The organism is Nocardia fodinahabitans (assembly GCF_052983615.1).
Genome location: NZ_JBRJJC010000001.1, coordinates 647,310 through 664,642, shown reverse-complemented (window position 1 = coordinate 664,642; position 17,333 = coordinate 647,310). Strand labels below are relative to the sequence as shown.

Annotated in this window: 22 protein-coding genes and 1 pseudogene; 17 read left to right on the top strand and 6 right to left on the bottom strand. The window is 70.7% G+C overall.

The window, feature by feature from the left end; all coding sequences use genetic code 11:
• The first annotated feature begins 4 nt into the window (after positions 1-4).
• From NV348_RS03135 to NV348_RS03100, 8 genes are all read left to right on the top strand, one after another.
• Positions 5-1,204, top strand: coding sequence for a winged helix DNA-binding domain-containing protein (locus NV348_RS03135; RefSeq protein ID WP_447145608.1), 1,200 nt, complete (start codon positions 5-7; stop codon positions 1,202-1,204).
• 337 nt (positions 1,205-1,541) lie between these two features.
• Positions 1,542-2,462 (top strand): pyridoxal 5'-phosphate synthase lyase subunit PdxS, encoded by a 921-nt coding sequence (gene pdxS, locus NV348_RS03130; protein ID WP_447145607.1) that lies wholly within the window; start codon positions 1,542-1,544, stop codon positions 2,460-2,462.
• Between the two features lie 201 nt (positions 2,463-2,663).
• Positions 2,664-2,870 (top strand): TetR/AcrR family transcriptional regulator, encoded by a 207-nt coding sequence (locus NV348_RS03125; protein WP_447145606.1) that lies wholly within the window; start codon positions 2,664-2,666, stop codon positions 2,868-2,870.
• A gap of 42 nt (positions 2,871-2,912) precedes the next feature.
• A complete protein-coding gene (locus NV348_RS03120) occupies positions 2,913-3,647 on the top strand; it encodes a sulfite exporter TauE/SafE family protein (RefSeq protein WP_447145605.1) in 735 nt (244 codons plus the stop codon).
• Positions 3,648-3,666: 19 nt separating this feature from the next.
• Positions 3,667-4,551, top strand: coding sequence for a LysR family transcriptional regulator (locus NV348_RS03115; RefSeq protein ID WP_447145604.1), 885 nt, complete (start codon positions 3,667-3,669; stop codon positions 4,549-4,551).
• Between the two features lie 36 nt (positions 4,552-4,587).
• Positions 4,588-5,388, top strand: coding sequence for an inositol monophosphatase family protein (locus tag NV348_RS03110; protein ID WP_447145603.1), 801 nt, complete (start codon positions 4,588-4,590; stop codon positions 5,386-5,388).
• Positions 5,389-5,538: 150 nt separating this feature from the next.
• Positions 5,539-6,258, top strand: a complete 720-nt coding sequence (locus NV348_RS03105) for an SDR family oxidoreductase (RefSeq protein ID WP_447145602.1) — start codon at positions 5,539-5,541, stop codon at positions 6,256-6,258.
• A gap of 168 nt (positions 6,259-6,426) precedes the next feature.
• Positions 6,427-6,924, top strand: a complete 498-nt coding sequence (locus tag NV348_RS03100; RefSeq protein ID WP_447145601.1) for a WKL family lipoprotein — start codon at positions 6,427-6,429, stop codon at positions 6,922-6,924.
• Positions 6,925-6,999: 75 nt separating this feature from the next.
• On the opposite strand, the gene NV348_RS03095 is transcribed toward NV348_RS03100, so the two are convergent.
• Positions 7,000-7,497 (bottom strand): nucleoside/nucleotide kinase family protein, encoded by a 498-nt coding sequence (locus NV348_RS03095; protein WP_447145600.1) that lies wholly within the window; start codon positions 7,495-7,497, stop codon positions 7,000-7,002.
• Between the two features lie 79 nt (positions 7,498-7,576).
• On the opposite strand from NV348_RS03095, the gene NV348_RS03090 reads away from it, so the two are divergent.
• A complete protein-coding gene (locus tag NV348_RS03090; protein ID WP_447145599.1) occupies positions 7,577-8,398 on the top strand; it encodes an acyl-CoA thioesterase in 822 nt (273 codons plus the stop codon).
• A 108-nt stretch (positions 8,399-8,506) separates the two neighbouring features.
• On the opposite strand, the gene NV348_RS03085 is transcribed toward NV348_RS03090, so the two are convergent.
• Complete coding sequence (locus NV348_RS03085; RefSeq protein ID WP_447145598.1) at positions 8,507-9,997, bottom strand: APC family permease; 1,491 nt, start codon at positions 9,995-9,997, stop codon at positions 8,507-8,509.
• A 106-nt stretch (positions 9,998-10,103) separates the two neighbouring features.
• Between NV348_RS03085 and pdxT the strand changes: the two genes are divergently transcribed.
• Together pdxT and NV348_RS03075 are read left to right on the top strand one after the other, a co-directional pair.
• Positions 10,104-10,724: a pyridoxal 5'-phosphate synthase glutaminase subunit PdxT gene (gene pdxT, locus NV348_RS03080; protein WP_447145597.1), complete on the top strand. Its 621-nt coding sequence runs from the start codon at positions 10,104-10,106 to the stop codon at positions 10,722-10,724.
• A 92-nt stretch (positions 10,725-10,816) separates the two neighbouring features.
• Positions 10,817-11,572 (top strand): YebC/PmpR family DNA-binding transcriptional regulator, encoded by a 756-nt coding sequence (locus NV348_RS03075; RefSeq protein WP_447145596.1) that lies wholly within the window; start codon positions 10,817-10,819, stop codon positions 11,570-11,572.
• Positions 11,573-11,635: 63 nt separating this feature from the next.
• On the opposite strand, the gene NV348_RS03070 is transcribed toward NV348_RS03075, so the two are convergent.
• The gene (locus NV348_RS03070; protein WP_447145595.1) at positions 11,636-12,136 is read right to left on the bottom strand and encodes an SRPBCC domain-containing protein; all 501 of its coding nucleotides are present in this window, start codon (positions 12,134-12,136) and stop codon (positions 11,636-11,638) included.
• 105 nt (positions 12,137-12,241) lie between these two features.
• Here NV348_RS03070 and NV348_RS03065 point away from each other — a divergent pair, with 105 nt between their 5' ends.
• The 6 genes from NV348_RS03065 (at position 12,242) to NV348_RS03040 (ending at position 16,227) form a co-directional block, all read left to right on the top strand.
• On the top strand, positions 12,242-12,751 hold the full coding sequence (locus NV348_RS03065) for an O-acetyl-ADP-ribose deacetylase (RefSeq protein WP_447145594.1): 510 nt from the start codon (positions 12,242-12,244) through the stop codon (positions 12,749-12,751).
• 50 nt (positions 12,752-12,801) lie between these two features.
• Entirely contained in the window at positions 12,802-13,293 is a 492-nt protein-coding gene (locus NV348_RS03060; protein ID WP_447145593.1) for an MmpS family transport accessory protein, read from the top strand.
• A gap of 112 nt (positions 13,294-13,405) precedes the next feature.
• The gene (gene ruvC / locus NV348_RS03055; protein ID WP_447150916.1) at positions 13,406-13,975 is read left to right on the top strand and encodes a crossover junction endodeoxyribonuclease RuvC; all 570 of its coding nucleotides are present in this window, start codon (positions 13,406-13,408) and stop codon (positions 13,973-13,975) included.
• A complete protein-coding gene (ruvA, locus tag NV348_RS03050; protein ID WP_447145592.1) occupies positions 13,972-14,571 on the top strand; it encodes a Holliday junction branch migration protein RuvA in 600 nt (199 codons plus the stop codon). The genes ruvC and ruvA overlap by 4 nt, the downstream gene beginning before the upstream one ends.
• A 2-nt stretch (positions 14,572-14,573) precedes the next feature.
• Entirely contained in the window at positions 14,574-15,671 is a 1,098-nt protein-coding gene (gene ruvB, locus NV348_RS03045; protein WP_447145591.1) for a Holliday junction branch migration DNA helicase RuvB, read from the top strand.
• A gap of 43 nt (positions 15,672-15,714) precedes the next feature.
• Positions 15,715-16,227 carry a GtrA family protein gene (locus NV348_RS03040; protein ID WP_447145590.1) on the top strand — a complete coding sequence of 171 codons (513 nt, stop codon included), beginning with the start codon at positions 15,715-15,717 and terminating at the stop codon, positions 16,225-16,227.
• Between the two features lie 27 nt (positions 16,228-16,254).
• On the opposite strand, the gene NV348_RS03035 is transcribed toward NV348_RS03040, so the two are convergent.
• The 3 genes and pseudogenes from NV348_RS03035 to NV348_RS03025 all read right to left on the bottom strand — a co-directional run bounded on the left by NV348_RS03035 (position 16,255) and on the right by NV348_RS03025 (position 17,312).
• Positions 16,255-16,524 carry a DivIVA domain-containing protein gene (locus NV348_RS03035; RefSeq protein WP_447145589.1) on the bottom strand — a complete coding sequence of 90 codons (270 nt, stop codon included), beginning with the start codon at positions 16,522-16,524 and terminating at the stop codon, positions 16,255-16,257.
• 113 nt (positions 16,525-16,637) lie between these two features.
• Positions 16,638-16,787 (bottom strand): annotated as a pseudogene (locus tag NV348_RS03030) (DivIVA domain-containing protein); the annotation flags it as partial.
• Positions 16,788-16,868: 81 nt separating this feature from the next.
• On the bottom strand, positions 16,869-17,312 hold the full coding sequence (locus NV348_RS03025; protein ID WP_447145588.1) for a hypothetical protein: 444 nt from the start codon (positions 17,310-17,312) through the stop codon (positions 16,869-16,871).
• Between the last annotated feature and the right edge of the window lie 21 nt (positions 17,313-17,333).

The following is a 17,333-nucleotide window of genomic DNA, read 5'->3' as shown; positions in this document are numbered from 1 at the left end:
ATCGGTGGCGGCTCGGAGTCCGGTCAGCGTGGCGACCGGCGATGTCGTCGGATTCCGGCTCGGCGCCCATCACCTCCTGACCCGACGCCGGGATCTGCTCGTGGTGGCAGGCGCGTGTGCCGTGCAGAACAGTCCGCCGGGATCGGCGCTGCTCGCCCTCCACGCACGCGTCGAGGACGTCACCGCCGAGCGGGTCGAGCACCTGGTCGGCGTGGAGAAGTCCCTGGTGCAGACCTGGTGCATGCGCGGGGCGCCGCACTTCTTCCCGACCGCCGACCTGCCCGTCTTCACCTCCGGTGTCCTGCCGACCACCGAAGCGGCGCGACTGCATCTGATCGGCGGGGTCGAACCGGCCTTGCGCACCCTCGAACTCGGTCTGGACGACATCGTCGACCGCACCGCCGAGCAGATCGGACCGGCGCTCGCGCACCGTGCGCTGCCGATCGATGCCCTCGGCCGGGAACTGGCCGCGCGCATCGCGAGCACACTGTCACCCGCCCGGCGGGAGGCCTGGCAGGCATTGGGCCCCTATGGTGCGAACCAGCCGCTGGGGGAGGCCGTCGTGCACTTCTGTCTTCGGATACTGGCCCTGCGCGGCCTAGTCTGCCTGGCACCGCGCAGCAACAACACCGCGCCGTTCGTCCTGCTCGGCGAATGGCTGGACGCGCCGCCGCGGACCGACCCCGATGCCGCCCGCGCCGCGCTCCTGCGCCGCTACCTGCGGTGCTACGGGCCGTCCACACGGCAGGATTTCGCCGCCTGGCTGGGGATCAGGACCGGTGACGTCGACCCGTGGTGGAACGCTGCTGAGCTCACTCCGGTAGAGGTCGAGGGGAAGCGGGCGTGGATCCACGCCGACGACCTGAACGACCTGCGATCCCCGGCCACCACCGCGCACGGGGTGCGGCTGCTCCCACCGAGCGATCCCTACCTCCAGCTGCGTGATCGGGCGACCATCGTCGCTCCGAAATATCAACGTGCAGTGTGGAAGGCGGTCGGCGCGCCCGGCGCGGTGCTGGCGGACGGGGACGTCGCCGGAATCTGGCGGCCGCGTAAGAAGGGGCGCACGCTGACGCTGACCGTCACGCCGTTCCGGCCGATGAGCGCTCGGCTCCGCGCGCAGCTGCGGGCCGAAGCGGTTCCCCTGGCGGAGCTGCGCGGCGCCGCGGACGTACACGTCGAGTTCGACGACGCCGCACACTGATTCGGACCGCGATCGGCGGTCTCCGGCGGAAAACCGCTGGCGCGCGGAGAATTGCTGACCGCGGTGTACGCGGTCGGTGTGGTGCTCGGCGGGGTGACGGTGGCCTGTGTCGCGGAGTGCCCGCGGGCACCGTGCTCGGCCGACTGTGGCGCCGGCACCGACCGCGGAACCGGCCCGCGCGTGCTGAGCGGCGGGCCACCGGAGCAGGCCAGCGGTGGGTGGCGGCGGTATCGTCGCTGGTCGTGGCAAGGCCAGTGGACCTCAACTGGCTATGAAGCCCGATTTCGGACGGTTCTAGAATCGACGGTGTCCATAACGAGCGACCTGATTGGCGCACATGACACAGGAGACAGCCGTGACTACGCCTGAGACCACCAACACCGTCGGCACCGCCCGCGTGAAGCGCGGCATGGCCGAGATGCTCAAGGGCGGCGTGATCATGGACGTGGTCACCCCGGACCAGGCCAAGATCGCCGAGGACGCCGGCGCGGTGGCCGTCATGGCGCTCGAGCGGGTTCCGGCCGACATCCGTGCCCAGGGCGGCGTCTCCCGGATGAGCGACCCGGACATGATCGACGGCATCATCGCCGCCGTCTCCATCCCGGTGATGGCCAAGGCCCGCATCGGCCACTTCGTGGAGGCGCAGATCCTGCAGAGCCTCGGCGTCGACTACATCGACGAGTCCGAGGTGCTCACCCCCGCCGACTACGCCAACCACATCGACAAGTGGAACTTCACCGTCCCCTTCGTCTGTGGCGCCACCAACCTGGGTGAGGCCCTGCGCCGCATCACCGAGGGCGCGGCCATGATCCGCTCCAAGGGCGAGGCGGGCACCGGCGACGTGTCCAACGCGACCACCCACATGCGCACCATCCGCGCCGAGATCCGCCGCCTGACCTCGCTGTCGGAGGACGAGCTGTTCGTCGCCGCCAAGGAGCTGCAGGCCCCGTACGAGCTGGTCCGCGAGGTCGCCCAGACCGGCAAGCTGCCGGTCGTCATGTTCACCGCCGGTGGCATCGCCACCCCGGCCGACGCCGCGATGATGATGCAGCTCGGCGCCGAGGGCGTGTTCGTCGGCTCCGGCATCTTCAAGTCGGGCAACCCCGAGCAGCGTGCCGCCGCCATCGTGAAGGCCACCACCTTCTACGACGACCCGGACGTGCTGGCCAAGGTCTCCCGCGGCCTGGGCGAGGCCATGGTCGGCATCAATGTCGAGGAGATCCCGCAGCCGCACCGCCTCGCCGAGCGCGGCTGGTGAACTGACCCCGAAGACCTGCGGTACCGGCGGGCGTCGTGCGCGAGCACGGCGCCCGCCGTCGCGTCTGATCGGCGCCCGAGAGCTTTGGTGACGGCGTCGAGCTCGTCCCAGTGGCACCGGTCCGGCCCGCCGTCACCCGCGCCGCAGGCTCGACGCCGCCCGGACCAGGTTCGCCGCACCGGGTTTCGACGGCACGACCAGGTGCGCGCCCAGCTCCGCGACGGCTGTCTCCAGGAGTTTGCCGGCCGCCTCGACGGACCCGATCCCGAGTTGCGGGCGGAACTGCTCGGCCCGCTGCTGGTGGGTCTGGGTGCCCTGCGGTCGGCGCTCGGCACCCCGGTGCTCACCGCCGCGCCCGCCGATCGCCCCCGAGCGCTGGTGGCCCGGATGGTGAGTGCGCCGGCCTGAGGCCCGAGTTACTGCCGTGTGGGCATACCGTACAGTCGGTCCGTGACCGCGCTCGACTTCTTCTTGCTGGTCGTCGCGGGATTCTTCACCGGCCTGGTGGGGTTCGTCACCGGGATGGCCTCGATCGTTTCCTATCCGGCACTGCTGGCGGTCGGGTTGCCGCCGGTGGCCGCCAATGTCACCAACACGGTCGCGATGGTGGCTGTCGGGGTGGGGGCGACGGCCAATTCCGGGCGGGAACTCGTCGGGCGCGGGCCGACGCTGGTGCGCTGGGCGGTGCTCTCGGCGATCGGCGGGCTACTGGGTGCGCTGGCGTTGCTGGTGGCGCCCGACGGCGCGTTCGAAGTGGTGGTGCCGTTCCTGGTCGCGATCGCCTCGATCGCCCTGCTGGTGCAGCCGCTGGTGCGCCGCCACGTCGGTGAGCTGAGCGCACCCTGGATCGTTCCACTGGGGATCGTGCTGATCTCCACCTACGGCGGCTATTTCGGGGCGGGCGCCGGTGTCATCTACCTGTCGATGATGCTGCTGTGCACCTCCGAATCGCTCTGGAGCGCTTCGGTTCTGAAGAGTTTCCTGCTCGGCATCGCCAATCTGGTCGCCGCCGTCGGCTTCGCGGCCTTCGGGCCGGTGCACTGGGGCGCGGCGCTCGCGCTGGCGCTGGGAGCGCTGGCCGGCGGCTGGTGCGGTCCGCCGGTGGTGAAGGTGATCCCGCCGACGCTGCTCCGGGTGACCGTCGGCGTCCTCGGCCTCGGTCTGGCCGTCTACCTGGCCCGCTGACGCCGGTAGGGTCGAGCGGGTGGAGCTTCGGCAGTTGCGGTATTTCGTCGTGCTCGCCGAGGAACTGCACTTCCGGCGCGCCGCCGAGCGGCTGTTCATCACGACGCCGACGCTGAGCCAGCAGATCCGGGTGCTCGAACGCGAACTCGGCGGTCCGTTGCTGGTGCGGGAACCGCGGGTGGAGCTCACCGCGGCGGGAGAGGTCCTGCTGCGCACCGGCCGCGCCGTCCTGTCCGCCGCCGAGACCGCCGTGCGGGAGACCCGGCGCGCGAGTGCCGACGGTGCCCAGGTGGTGCGCTTCGGCCTGCTCAACGGCGCGCCGTCGTGGCTGCCCGCGCGGTTCGACGCGCTCGCCCGGGCGATCGGCGCGCGCCTGGTCCTCACCGGCGGCACCACCGCCGACCAGCTGCGCATGCTGGCCGCCGACGAGGTGGACCTCGCACTGGTGCGCGGTCCGATCGAGCTTCCCGAGCACTACACCGCCCGGCCGGTCGCCCGCGAGGGTCTCGGTGTCGTGGTGTCCGCGCGGCATCCCCTCGCCGAGCACGCCGAGATCACGCCCGTGCTGCTCGACGACCACGAACTGGTGCTCTTCGCTCGCGACTCCGCACCCGGCCTGCACCGCGCGCTGCTCGCCGAGCTGGCCGGGCGCGGCGCGCGAATCCGGTTGAGCGACAACGCGATGGGCCACGCGCAACAGCTCGCGGTGCTCCCGCATCGCACCGATCTGATCGGTCTGAGTTCCGATCGGGTCCGCGACCATCCCGGCCTCGCGTGGCGCCCGCTGAGCGACGGCCCGATCGCCGTCGACTACATGGCGGTGTGGCGGGGAACGAGCGGGCATCCGATCCACGCCGCGCTGGCCGACACGACCGCGACCGGCCCGTGGCGCGCCCCCCTGTGACCGCCGGTTCGCGTTCGCCCGCAGTCGATCTCCGCGGTGCGTAGCCTGGCGGCGGTGCACCACTCGGATATTGAAATCGCAGTTCACGCAACGCAAGTCGCTTCGGGAGTGATCCGGTCCGCGTTCCACGCGCCGCTCACCCGGTACGCCAAGGAGGGCGACGATTTCGCCACCCAGGCAGACCTCGCGGCCGAACAGGCCATTCTCGATGTGCTCGCGACCGCCTGTCCAGGTGATCGCTTTCTCGCCGAGGAGTCCGGGGTGACCGGCTCGGCTCATAGTGACCGCACCTGGCTGGTCGACCCCCTGTGCGGGACCCGGAATTTCGCGGTCGGCACGGAATTCGTCGCGGTGAATGTCGCGCTGCGGACCGGCGCCACGATCGGGGTCGCCGCCGTCGCCGACCCGTTCGCCGACGAGGTGTTCTGGACGGCGGGCCAGGGCGCCTACCTACGCAGCGACGGTGCGGATCAGCCGCTCCTACCCCGGGCCGACAGCCGGCTCGTCGATGTCGATCTGGATCACGAATTCCCCTGGTCGAGACCCTCGCGCCTCTTCGACGCCCCCGGCTTCGCAGGGGAGTTCCACGCGCGGGTGCTGTCGACCTCGCTGGCCCTGGCCTGGGTGGCGGCGGGCCGCCGGGCGGCCTACGTCACCGGCGGAGACCTACGCGACAGCGTGCACTTCGCCGCCGCCATCGCCGTATGTGAGGCCGCGGGCTGCGCGGTCACCAACCTGGCCGGCGGGCCACTGCACACCGGTCCGCACGGGCTGATCGCCGCCGCCGACACGCAGACCGGCGCCCAGCTCGTCGCCGCGGTCGCCGCATTGCGCTGATCGGCGCGTGGGCATCGAGCGCGCCGTGCGGAATCGGTGCGCTCGTGTCCGGCGCGAATCCCGTTGTGAGCAGGACTGTTAGGGATCGTCGAACGCCGGTTCGGCCGCCGGACATGGAGTTTCCCCCGGGTGCGGTGCTGAGCTGGCCGCATGAGTGAGAACAGCACAGTGATCATCGGCGGCAGCTCGGGCATGGGTCTGGCCCTGGCGGGCCGCTTGCTCGCCGAGGGCGCGGAGGTGACGATCGCGGGCCGGTCCGCGGATCGACTCGCCCTGGCGGCGAAGGAACTCGACGCGCACCCCGGCACCCTGCGTACCGTCGTCGCCGACATCACCACCGAAGCCGATATCGCCCGCCTGTTCGGCGCGACCGGCACCGTCGACCACGTCGTCGTCACCGCCGCCGACATGACCGGCGCCTACCAGCCGATCACCGCCTTCGACGCCGGCATCGCGGCGAAGATGGTGGCGGCCAAGATGATCGGCCCCGCGCTCGTCGCCAAACACGCCAGGGTCGCCGACCACGGCTCGATCACCGTCACCTCCGGCATCGCCGCCTATCGCCCCGCGCCGGGCGGATCCCTGGTCGCCATGGTCAACGCCGCGCTCGCGGGTCTGGTCGCCGCCCTCGCCCTGGAACTCGCCCCGATCCGCGTCAACGCCGTCTCGCCGGGCTGGGTGGACACCCCGATCTGGAATGCCTTCGCCCCCGATGACAAAGCCGATCGGCATCGCGCCATGGCGGCCCGCCTCCCCGCGGGCCGGCTCGGCACCCCCGCCGATATCGCCGAATCCTTCCTCGCGGTCCAGCGCAATCGCTTCATCACCGGCACCGTCCTGCACGTCGACGGCGGCCATCGCCTGGTGTGAGGTCGTGCGCGCGGCCACCTCTCACAGACCACCGTTGCCGGGTTCTCAGAGTTTCCTCACCATCGCTGGGTAGCGTCCGGGCCGTGGCATCGAGGCCTGCGTCGTGTGCGCGGGTCCGGGCCGTCGCCCGCAGGGCGAAGACTCCTGACCCGACGTAAGGACGAGTGGATGAAGTTTGGCAAGACCGGACGTGTCGCGATTGCGGGCCTGGCGGTTGTCGCGGCCCTTGGCCTGAGCGCGTGCAGCGACGACAAGGGTGACAAGCCCGCCGCGAAGACCACCACCAGCGCCAAGGCCGTGGCCACGAACGCCGCGAACCTGCCGGCCGTGCCGACCGTCCCCCAGCTGAGCGAGCAGTTGACCACCGCGCTGGACCCCTCGATCCCGAACGAGCAGAAGCTGGACTTCGTGCAGGGTGGCGCGGCAGATCCCGAGCTGCCGAACCGGTTGGCCGTGGCGGCCAAGGACGCCGGTGTGCAGGTCGAGGTCACCGAGGTGACCTCGTTCGGTGACAGTGTGAACGCGAAGGCGAACTTCACCCTCAACGGTCAGACCAATGTCGTGGATGTGCCGTTCGTGGCCGAGGACGGCAAGTGGAAGGTCCAGAAGACCTGGGCCTGCGGCATGCTCACCAACCTGGGGCAGCAGTCGGTCGCCTGCGCCTGATCGCGTGACCGAAAGCCCCGGCCGGAAGGTGAATCCCGGCCGGGGCTTTCGTCTGTCCGGGGGAGAGTGCGCGGGCTACGGGCCGACGCGCAGCGCCGCCTGCTCGCTCAGCTCCAGTCGCACGGTGAGATCGAAGTCCAGGCCCCGGCCCAGCAGCATCGGCCCGGCCAGCACCAGCACCAGGTCGGCCTGCGCCGGGCGGATCGCGGCCCTGGCCGATCGATCGCGGGCCTTGTCCCAGAGCGCGGGCAGCCAGCGACCGGCGCTCCGGACCGCGTCGAGGATCTCGCGGCGCACCGCGTCGTAGTCGAACCAGGCTGTGCGATAGGACCATTCGTCGTCGCGACCGTATTCCATCCGCAGCGAGGCCGGGCGGACGAAATCGTGCAGCGCCACCACCTCGGCCGAGCGCCCTCGCGCGGTGAGCGTGCCGGCGATGCGGCGGGCCAGCTCGACCGGCGCCGCCGCATCGGCGCCGTCGACGGCGAGCACCCGCCGCCCCGGCAAGGCGGCCAGCCGGTCGGCGACGAGCCCCGCCACAGCCGTGGGGGAGGTGGGCGTGAACGACGGCACGGCACTATCACAGCAAATTCCGGCGCGCGGTGCCGAGCCGGACAGATCAGCCGGTCGGCGACGGGATAATCTCGAGCGCATGGCGACTATCGAAGAGGCGCTCGAGATCGAGCAGCTGGAACGCGACATCTTCCGTGGTGCGGCCACCGAATCCCAGCTGACGCGCACCTTCGGCGGTCAGGTCGCGGGCCGGGCGCTGGTCTCGGCGGTGCGGACCGTCGACCCGTCGTTCCAGGTGCACTCGCTGCACGGCTACTTCCTGCGACCGGGCAATCCGGAGGAGCCCACCGTCTACCTGGTGGAGCGCATCCGCGACGGCCGCTCCTTCTGCACCCGCCGGGTCACCGGCGTGCAGGACGGGCAGGCGATCTTCACGATGTCGGCATCGTTCCACCGCGGCGACGAGGGTCCGGAACACCAGGACGTGATGCCCGAGGTCGAAGGTCCGGATCTGCTGCCCGACGCCAGCGTCACCATGAGCCCCGAACGGCTGTGGGCGATGCGGGAGTGGGAGCACTGGGACATCCGGACGGTCCCGTCGGAGCAGGTCGCCCAGCGCGAGGGGTACGTCTCCCAGCAGCAGGTGTGGTTCCGGTACCGCCACAAGCTGCCCGACGACCCGCTGTTCCACGTCTGCACCCTCGCCTACATGAGCGATATGACGCTGCTCGGCTCGTCCAAGGTGGCCCATCCCGATGAGCCCACCCAGGACGCCTCGCTCGACCACGCGATGTGGTTCCTGCGCCCGTTCCGCGCCGACGAATGGCTGCTCTACGACCAGTCCTCGCCCTCGGCGGGCTTCGGCCGCGCGCTGACCGGCGGCAAGATCTGGGACCTCGAGGGCAACCTCGTCGCCGCGGTCGTCCAGGAGGGTCTGATCCGCACGCCGCGCCACAAGTAGACGTGCGCCGGACCGGTGCGGGTGGCCGCCGCACCGGTCCGGCATTCCACGGCCGCCGGCCGGGATCTCAGCTCACCTGCACACGCAGGTGGCACACCACGGTGTCGGTCATCTTGCGCAGGACGCGTTCGAGTTCGTCGCTGCGGTGAGCTCGCACACCTCGGCGATCGGCACGATGATCGCGGTGCCCGTGCGGCGTGGCTGCGCGGGCACGACCCCGACCGTCCCGCGGGAGCACCCGATCTTGGTGTAGGCGTGACGGATTCGCTCCATCCCGAGCATCAGCGCGGGCAGGACCAGCACGATCAGCCAGGCGCCCTCGGTAAGCTTCATCGCGGTGGTGACGACGGCGGCGACGAAGGTCAGCACCGCGCCGAAGCCGTTGAGCGCGATCCGCCATCGCCAGCCGTCGGACCTGGTCCGCCACCAGTGCCGGACCATGCCCGTCTGGGCGATGGTGAAGCCGACGAACACGCCGATCGCGAACAGCGGGACCAGCGCGTTCATCCGCCCCCCGGCGGCCACCAGCAGCACCGCGGCACTCACCCCGAGGGCCAGCACGCCGTAGCGGTAGACCTGGCGCGGGGTGGCGACGGCGAAACGGTGTGGCAGGCAGTTGTCGTCGGCGAGCACCCGGGTCAGTGTCGGCAGGCCGCCGTAGGAAGTGTTGGCCGCCAGCGCCAGTAGCACCACCGTCGTGAACTGCACGACGTAATAGCCGACGCCGTGCCCCAGCGCCGCCTCCGTGAGTTGGGAGAGCACCGTGGTGCCCTCGATCGGGCGCAGCGAGAACTTCTCGATCAGGACAGCCAGTCCGATCAGCATCGTGCCCAGCAGCAGGCTCAGCGCGACCTCGGCCCGCTGGGCGCGCCGCACCCGGGGTTCCCGGAAGCTCGGCACCGCGTTGGCGATCGCTTCCACACCGGTCAGCGCCGCGCACCCACTGGAGAACGCCTTGAGCGACAGCAGCACCCCGACGGTGTGGATATCGCTCACCGCCGCCGTGCCCGCGGTGACGGCGGCGGGCTCGGAGCGCAGCAGCCCGCCGATGATCACCACGAAGATGCCGGCGACGAACACCGCCGTCGGTACCATGAACGCGCGGGCGCTCTCGGTGATGCCGAGCAGGTTCAGTGCGGTGATACCGACCAGCACCGCCAGGCAGATCCCCACCGTATACCCGTGCAGTGCGGGGAACGCCGAGGTCAGCGCGGCGACGCCGGCGGCGAGCGAGACCGCGACATTCAGCATGTAGTCGACGATCAGCGAGGCTGCCGCGAGCAGGCCGGTGCGATGCCCGAGGTAGCGCTGGGCCACGGCGTAGGCGCCGCCACCGTTCGGAAACGCCGCGATGACCTGGCGGTAGGACGCGACGAGGACCGCGAGCAGCGCCGCGATCGCCAGCGTGACCGGCAGGGTCATCCCGAGGCCGAGACCGCCCGCGGTCGCCAGCACCAGCACGATCGCCTCGGGGCCGTAGGCGACCGACGCCATCGCGTCCAGGGACAGACCGGCCAGCCCGGTGGAGACGGTGAGCCCGCGTGGGCGCGGGACGATCGGCGCAGGTGCGGGACTCCGGCGCGGCAGTAGTGCGATCACCCTTGTGGGTGTCGGCCCGGCCCGCCGGAACGCACCCGGCGTTGACGCAACCTTGACGGCGACCGTGAGCGGGCGCACATCGGACCGGCTCGTAAGCTCAGCGCCTGTGAACGCATCCTCCGCTGCCGCCCGGCCGACCATCGGCGTCCTCGCGCTCCAGGGTGACGTGCGCGAACACGTTGCCGCGCTGGACCACTGTGGTGCCGACGCGGTGCTGGTGCGGCGCGAATCCGAGCTGGCCGCCGTCGACGGGCTGGTGCTGCCCGGTGGCGAGTCGACCGCCATCTCCAAGCTGCTGCAGGCCTTCGATCTGCTCGAGCCGCTGCGTGCCCGGCTGCGCGACGGGCTGCCCGCCTTCGGCTCCTGCGCGGGCATGATCCTGCTGGCCTCGGAGGTGCTCGACACCAGGGCCGACGCCCAGCATCTGTCCGGCATCGATATGACGGTGCGCCGCAACGCCTTCGGCCGTCAGGTCGACTCCTTCGAGACCGACCTCGACTTCGCCGGCCTCGACACGCCGGTGCGGGCCGTGTTCATCCGCGCCCCGTGGGTCGAACGAGTCGGCGCCGGTGTCGAGGTGCTGGCCCGGGTGCCGCACGGTCCGGCGCAGGGCCGCATCGTCGCCGCCCGGCAGGGCAATGTCGTGGCGACCTCGTTCCACCCCGAGGTGACCGGCGATCTGCGGGTGCACGAACTGTTCGTCGACCTGGTTCGTTCGGCACGGTAACGCCCGCGGCCACTCCGCGTGCGCGGTCCGAGTAGGCTGGATCGAGCTTGTCCGCCCGGGCAGACGTGCAACCGACCTGAAGGAAGTAGGGCATGAGCGGCCACTCCAAATGGGCCACCACCAAGCACAAGAAGGCGGGAATCGACGCCAAGCGCGGCAAACTCTTCGCCAAGCTGATCAAGAACATCGAGGTGGCGGCCCGCACTGGTGGTAGTGACCCTGCGGGTAACCCGACGCTGTACGACGCCATCCAGAAGGCGAAGAAGTCGTCGGTCCCCAACGACAACATCGAGCGCGCCCGCAAGCGTGGCGGCGGCGAGGAAGCCGGCGGCGCCGACTGGCAGACGATCATGTACGAGGGCTACGGCCCCAACGGTGTCGCCGTGCTGATCGAGTGCCTCACCGACAACCGCAACCGCGCCGCGGGCGAGGTCCGCGTCGCGATGACCCGCAACGGCGGCAACATGGCCGACCCGGGTTCGGTGGCGTACCTGTTCGGTCGCAAGGGTGTGGTGACCCTCGAGAAGAACGGTCTGACCGAGGACGACATCCTCGAGACCGTGCTCGACGCGGGCGCCGAAGAGGTCAACGACCACGGTGAGGCCTTCGAGATCATCAGCGAGCCCGGCGATCTGATCGCCGTGCGCAGCGCGCTGCAGGCCGCGGGCATCGACTACGACTCCGCCGAGTCCGGCTTCCAGGCCTCGGTGTCGGTCGCGGTCGACGCCGAGGGCGCCCGCAAGGTGCTGAAGCTGGTCGACGCGCTCGAGGACAGCGACGACGTGCAGAACGTCTACACCAACGTCGACATCTCCGACGAGGTCGCCGCCGAGCTCGACGACGAGTAGACCCCGCGATCGCACCCGCACCGCCCCGGCCGGGACTTCGGCCGGGGCGGTGCGGGTTTCGGGCTAGGCCGCGCGTTCGGCGTAGTAGGCCGCCATCGACGGGTAGTAGTCGGCGAAGTTCGGTCGTTCGGTCTGGGTGCAGGCGGCGACGAACATGTCCGCGTAGTACTCCCAGCCGGGACCGATCTGCGGGATCTCGGTCAGCTGGTACTCCGAGGTGAGGTGGTGGACCAGGCGCACGTCGGTGGCCGCCCCGGTGTCGAGCAGGGTCACCTCCAGGCGCCACACGCCGATCTGGTCGGTCGAGGACAGGCCCAGGTGGATCGGCGGGGTGCAGTCGTCGATGTTCATGCCCGTCCACGGCTCGCCCTCCTCGAACCGCAGCTGCACCCGGATGGTGTTGCCGGTGCCCGCCTCGCCCTCCCAGGTGCCGTACCAGCCCGCGGTCAGGTGCGGATCGGTCAAGCGGGCCCACACCTCCTCGATCGGCAGGCCCAGCGACCGCGTGATCACCAGATCACGACCGTCGGGCGTCGGCTGGATCTCGCCGGTGGGTGTGGGCATGCGCGGTTCTCCTCGGCTCGGGTGGAGCGACGATCTGCGACGGTGTCGACGGTACGCCGCGATATCCGCTGGTGTCGCACTCGGCGCGGCCAGCACAATGGACCGATGACACGGATCGCGGCAGTGCGCGGGGACATCACCGAACAGCGGGTCGACGCAGTGGTCAACGCCGCCAACTCCTCGCTGCTCGGCGGTGGCGGCGTCGACGGTGCGATCCACCGCAAGGGCGGACCCGAGATCCTGTCCGCGTGTCGTGACCTGCGCGCCTCGCACTACGGGAAGGGCCTGGCGACCGGGCAGGCGGTGGCGACAACCGCGGGACGGCTGCCCGCGCGCTGGGTGATCCACACCGTCGGCCCCGTCTGGTCGGCCGCCGAGGACCGCTCGGCTCTGCTGGCCTCCTGCTACCGCGAATCCCTGCGCGTGGCCACCGAACTGGGCGCTCGCACGGTGGCGTTCCCGGCCATCTCCACCGGCATCTTCGGCTGGCCGATGGACGACGGCGCCCGGATCGCCGTCGAGACCGTACGCGCGGCCGACCCGGCCGTCGACGAGGTGCGGTTCGTGCTGTTCGACGATCGGGCGCTGACGGTGTTCGTCGCCGCCCTGGTCTAGCTCCGTCGGGTAGTGTCCTGGCTCTATCCGCTTGTGCCCGAGGGGGACCGATGACCTATCAGCCGCCACCGCCGCCGTATCAGGGTGGATATCCGCAGGGCGGCTACCCGCCGAACTACGGATATCCGCAGCCGCCGAAGAAGAAGCCGATCTGGCCGTGGATCGTCGGCGGTGTCGTGCTGGTGCTCGTGCTGCTCGGCGGCGGCTGCGCGGCGATCATCGGTGTGGCGGCCTGGCAGGTCGACAAAGAGGTCAACAGCAGCGCCGACCTCGTCTACGAGGTGAACGGTACCGCCTCGCAGGTCGACATCACCTACTACAGCGGCGATTTCGACCAGAACACCGCCAACGGGTCGATGGTGCCCTGGCGCAAGAACGTCACCGTCTCCGGCTTCGCCAAGATGGGCAGCATCACCGTGACGACGACGGGCACGGAGGAGGGCACCGTCAGCTGCCGGATCCTGCGCGACGGCAAGGTTCTCGACGAAGACACTTCGACCGGCTCCTTCGGCTTCGTCACCTGCAGCGCGACCGTCGACTGACCGCGCGGTCCACCGGCCCGGCGGCCCCGCGCCGTCCGTGTCGCTGGTCGGGCCCGGCGGGGGAATGCTCTAGACTTTCGAACAACTGTTCGTGTCTTCGAAGGGGTTGCCGGTGCGGGTGATGGGCGTCGATCCCGGGCTCACCCGGTGCGGGCTCAGCATGGTGGACAGCGGGCCGGGGCGGAAGGTCGTCGCGCTCGACGTCGGGGTGGTCCGGACACCGCCCGAGGCGGAGCTGGCGCACCGGTTGATGGCGGTGGCCGACGCCGCCGAGGAATGGATGGACACGCATCGGCCCGAGGCCGTCGCGATCGAGCGAGTCTTCGCCCAGCACAACGTGCGTACCGCGATGGGGACCGCGCAGGCAGGCGGGGTGATCGCGCTGGCCGCGGCCCGGCGGGGGATCAAGGTCGCCTTCCATACGCCCAGTGAGGTGAAGGCCGCGGTCACCGGTAACGGCACCGCCGGCAAGGCACAAGTCACCGCCATGGTGACCCGGATCCTCGGACTGCAGGTCGCCCCGAAACCCGCCGACGCCGCCGACGCGCTCGCCCTGGCGATCTGTCATTGTTGGCGGGCGCCGCTGATGGACCGGATGGCGGCCGCGCAGGCGCAGGCGGACGAGGTCCGCCGCCGCTACGAACAACGGCTGGCCGAACAACGGAAGGTGGTGCGCGGGTGATCGCGTCGGTACGCGGCGAGGTACTCGAGATCGCGCTCGACCATGTGGTGATCGAGGCCGCCGGCGTCGGTTACCGGCTCAACGCCACCCCGGCGACGCTGGCCGGCCTCAGCCGTGGTGAGGAGACCCGCCTGTACACGGCGATGATCGTGCGCGAGGACTCGATGACCCTGTTCGGCTTCGCCGACACCGAGGCCCGCGACCTGTTCGGCCTGTTGCAGACGGTGTCCGGCGTCGGCCCCCGGCTGGCGATGGCGGTGCTGGCGGTGCTCGAGCCGGAGGCGCTGCGGAAGGCGCTGGCGGAGAGCAATGTCGCCGCGCTCACCCGGGTGCCCGGCATCGGCAAGCGTGGCGCCGAACGCATGGTCGTCGAACTGCGCGACAAGGTGAACCTGGTGCCGGTGCCCGCCGGTCCGCCCGGCGCGCAGGTGCCGGTCACCCCCGTGCGCGACCAGGTCACCGAGGCGCTCGTCGGGCTCGGCTTCCCCGCCAAGCAGGCCGAACCGGCCGTCGACGCCGTCCTGGCCGACCAGCCCACCGCCACCACCTCCGCTGCCCTGCGTGCCGCTCTCGGCCTGCTCGGCAAGAACAGGTAGCCATGGACGACGATTTCGAGCTCGAGTCCGGCGAACCCGACGAATCCGCCCTCACCGCGCGGTATCTGCCTACCGACGGCGAAGCCGAGACCGGCCTGCGCCCCACCTCGCTCGACGGCTTCATCGGACAGCCCCGCGTCCGCGAACAGCTAGCCCTGGTGCTGCGCGGCGCCAGGCAGCGCGGCGCCACGCCCGATCACGTGCTGCTCTCCGGCCCGCCCGGCCTGGGCAAGACCAGCATGGCGATGATCATCGCCGCCGAACTCGGCACCGCCCTGCGCATCACCTCCGGCCCCGCGCTGGAACGCGCGGGCGACCTCGCCGCCATGCTGTCCAACCTGGTCGAAGGCGATGTGCTGTTCATCGACGAGATCCACCGGATGGCCCGCCCCGCCGAGGAGATGCTGTACCTGGCGATGGAGGACTTCCGGGTCGACGTGGTGGTCGGCAAGGGCCCCGGCGCGACCTCGATCCCGCTCGACATCGCCCCGTTCACCCTTGTCGGCGCCACCACCCGCTCCGGCGCCCTGACCGGCCCGCTGCGCGACCGTTTCGGCTTCACCGGCCATATGGACTTCTACGAGCCCGCCGAACTGCTGCGGATCCTGCAGCGGTCGGCGCGCATCCTCGGCGTGCAGATCGACCACGACGCCGCCGCCGAGGTGGCGGGCCGCTCCCGCGGCACCCCGCGCATCGCCAACCGCCTGCTGCGCCGCGTCCGCGACTTCGCCGAGGTCAGGGCCGACGGCGTGATCACCCACCCGATCGCGATGGCCGCGCTGGAGGTCTACGACGTCGACGCGCTCGGCCTGGACCGGCTCGACCGCGCCGTGCTCGGCGCGCTGGTGCGCGGCTTCGGCGGGGGACCGGTGGGCGTGTCCACGCTCGCGGTCGCCGTCGGCGAGGAAGCGGCCACCGTCGAAGAGGTGTGCGAGCCGTTCCTGGTGCGCGCCGGGCTGGTCGCCCGGACACCGCGCGGCCGGGTCGCGACCGCGGCCGCGTGGGAGCATCTCGGGCTGGTGCCGCCGCCGGATCTGGTCATCGGCGCCATCGAAGTGCGTGGGCGCGAACCGCAACCGAGCATGGACCTGCTCGACTGAGCCAGGTGGGCGAGGCACGCGATCGTCGTCTACTGTCGGCCGGGTGGCAATCCATGCGGTGGTGCAGCGATTCCCCGAGCCGTTGCGTTCCCTGCTCCTGAAGCATCGGGAGCTCCTGAAGTTCGCGGTCGTCGGCGCGATCACCTGGTTCATCGACACCGGTGTCGTGTACGCGGTGAAGCTGACCGTGCTCGGCGACAAGCCGCTGACCGCGCGCCTGCTCGGCGCGCTGATCGCGACCATCGCCTCTTACATCCTCAACCGCGAGTGGTCCTTCCGCACCCGCGGCGGCAGGCAGCGCAGCCACGAGGCGGCGCTGTTCTTCACGGTCAGCGCGCTGGGCATCGGCGTCACGATGATTCCGCAGGCGATCTCGCTGTACGTGCTGAATCTGCGGGTGCCGCACGTGGATCCGGTGGTGCAGGCGGTGGCCAACTTCGTGTCCGGGCAGATCCTGGGCGTGCTGCTGGCGATGGCGTTCCGGTTCTGGGCGTTCCGCCGCTACGTCTTCCCCGACGACCTGCGCGAGGCCGAACTGCACAGCATCCAGGGCTGAGCAGGGCTCTCGGCGGCCGGGAACCGGTCAGTGCCCGCGTTCGGGGTGCTCGAGCGCGGTGATCACCAGGTCGATGAAGGCGTCGACCTCCTCGCGGGAGTAACCGCGGGTGCCGAGGCGGGTGTCGGTGAATCGCACGTCGCGCACGTCGGCCGCGGTCAGGCTGCCCGGACCGTTGTGCGCCAGCGTCGCGGCGACCAGGTCGAGGAAGGCGTCGACCTCTTCCTCGTGATAGCCGCGCCGGCCGATTGTCGACTGGCTGAACCGCATGCGGTGCACGTCGTCGGGGGTGAGCATCTCGGCCACGTCGTCGCCGGGCCGGGCCGCGGGGACGGGGGCGCCGCCCTTCTGACGGTACTCGGTTCGGTCCTGACCCGGTCGAGGAAGTCGTCGACCTGATCGGCCTGATAGCCGCGGCCGCCGAAACGCGGTGCGCCGAAGTGCACGTGACGGATGTCGTCGGCGGTGAGCACGCCCTGCCCGTCCAGGGTGGCCGAGACCAGTTCGAGGAACGCGTCGACCTCGTCGGCGTGGTAGCCGCGATGGCCCAGGGTCGGCATGGCGAAGTGGGTGCGGCTCACATCGTCGGGCGTCACAGCGGTCATTGTGTCAGGATTGCCCTTCTATCCCACGGGTTTTCGTCATCGCGCAGCAACTCGGACGCCGTCGATGAACAGCCGCCGTACCGCGTGACTGTACACCGCAAGCAGCGCCGGATCCGGGGTTCGCATGCCGTGCACGATGCCCGCGACCGCCATCCCCAGCGCCGCTTTCGCTGTGGTGGGAGTATCCAGATCGGGGCGCCGATAACCCCATCGGACGCCGTGGTCGAGGTGGCCGGTGATGACGATCTCCGTGGAGTCGAGCAGCACGCGATCGAGCGAGTCGCCGATCCGGTCCAGCAGTGCGGTGTACTCGTCGAGCGTGGTCGCGGTCTCGGGGCTGAGCTCGTTCGCCAGTGAGGTGAACACGCGCCCGGTCACGTCGTCGATGACGTGAAGTTCGGCTTTGCGCTGTTCGACGTGGGCGGATGGCTTCGTCACCGGGTCGATGTCACGGTCGCCGACGGCGGAATAATGTGTCATTCTGTAACAGACACCTGAGGT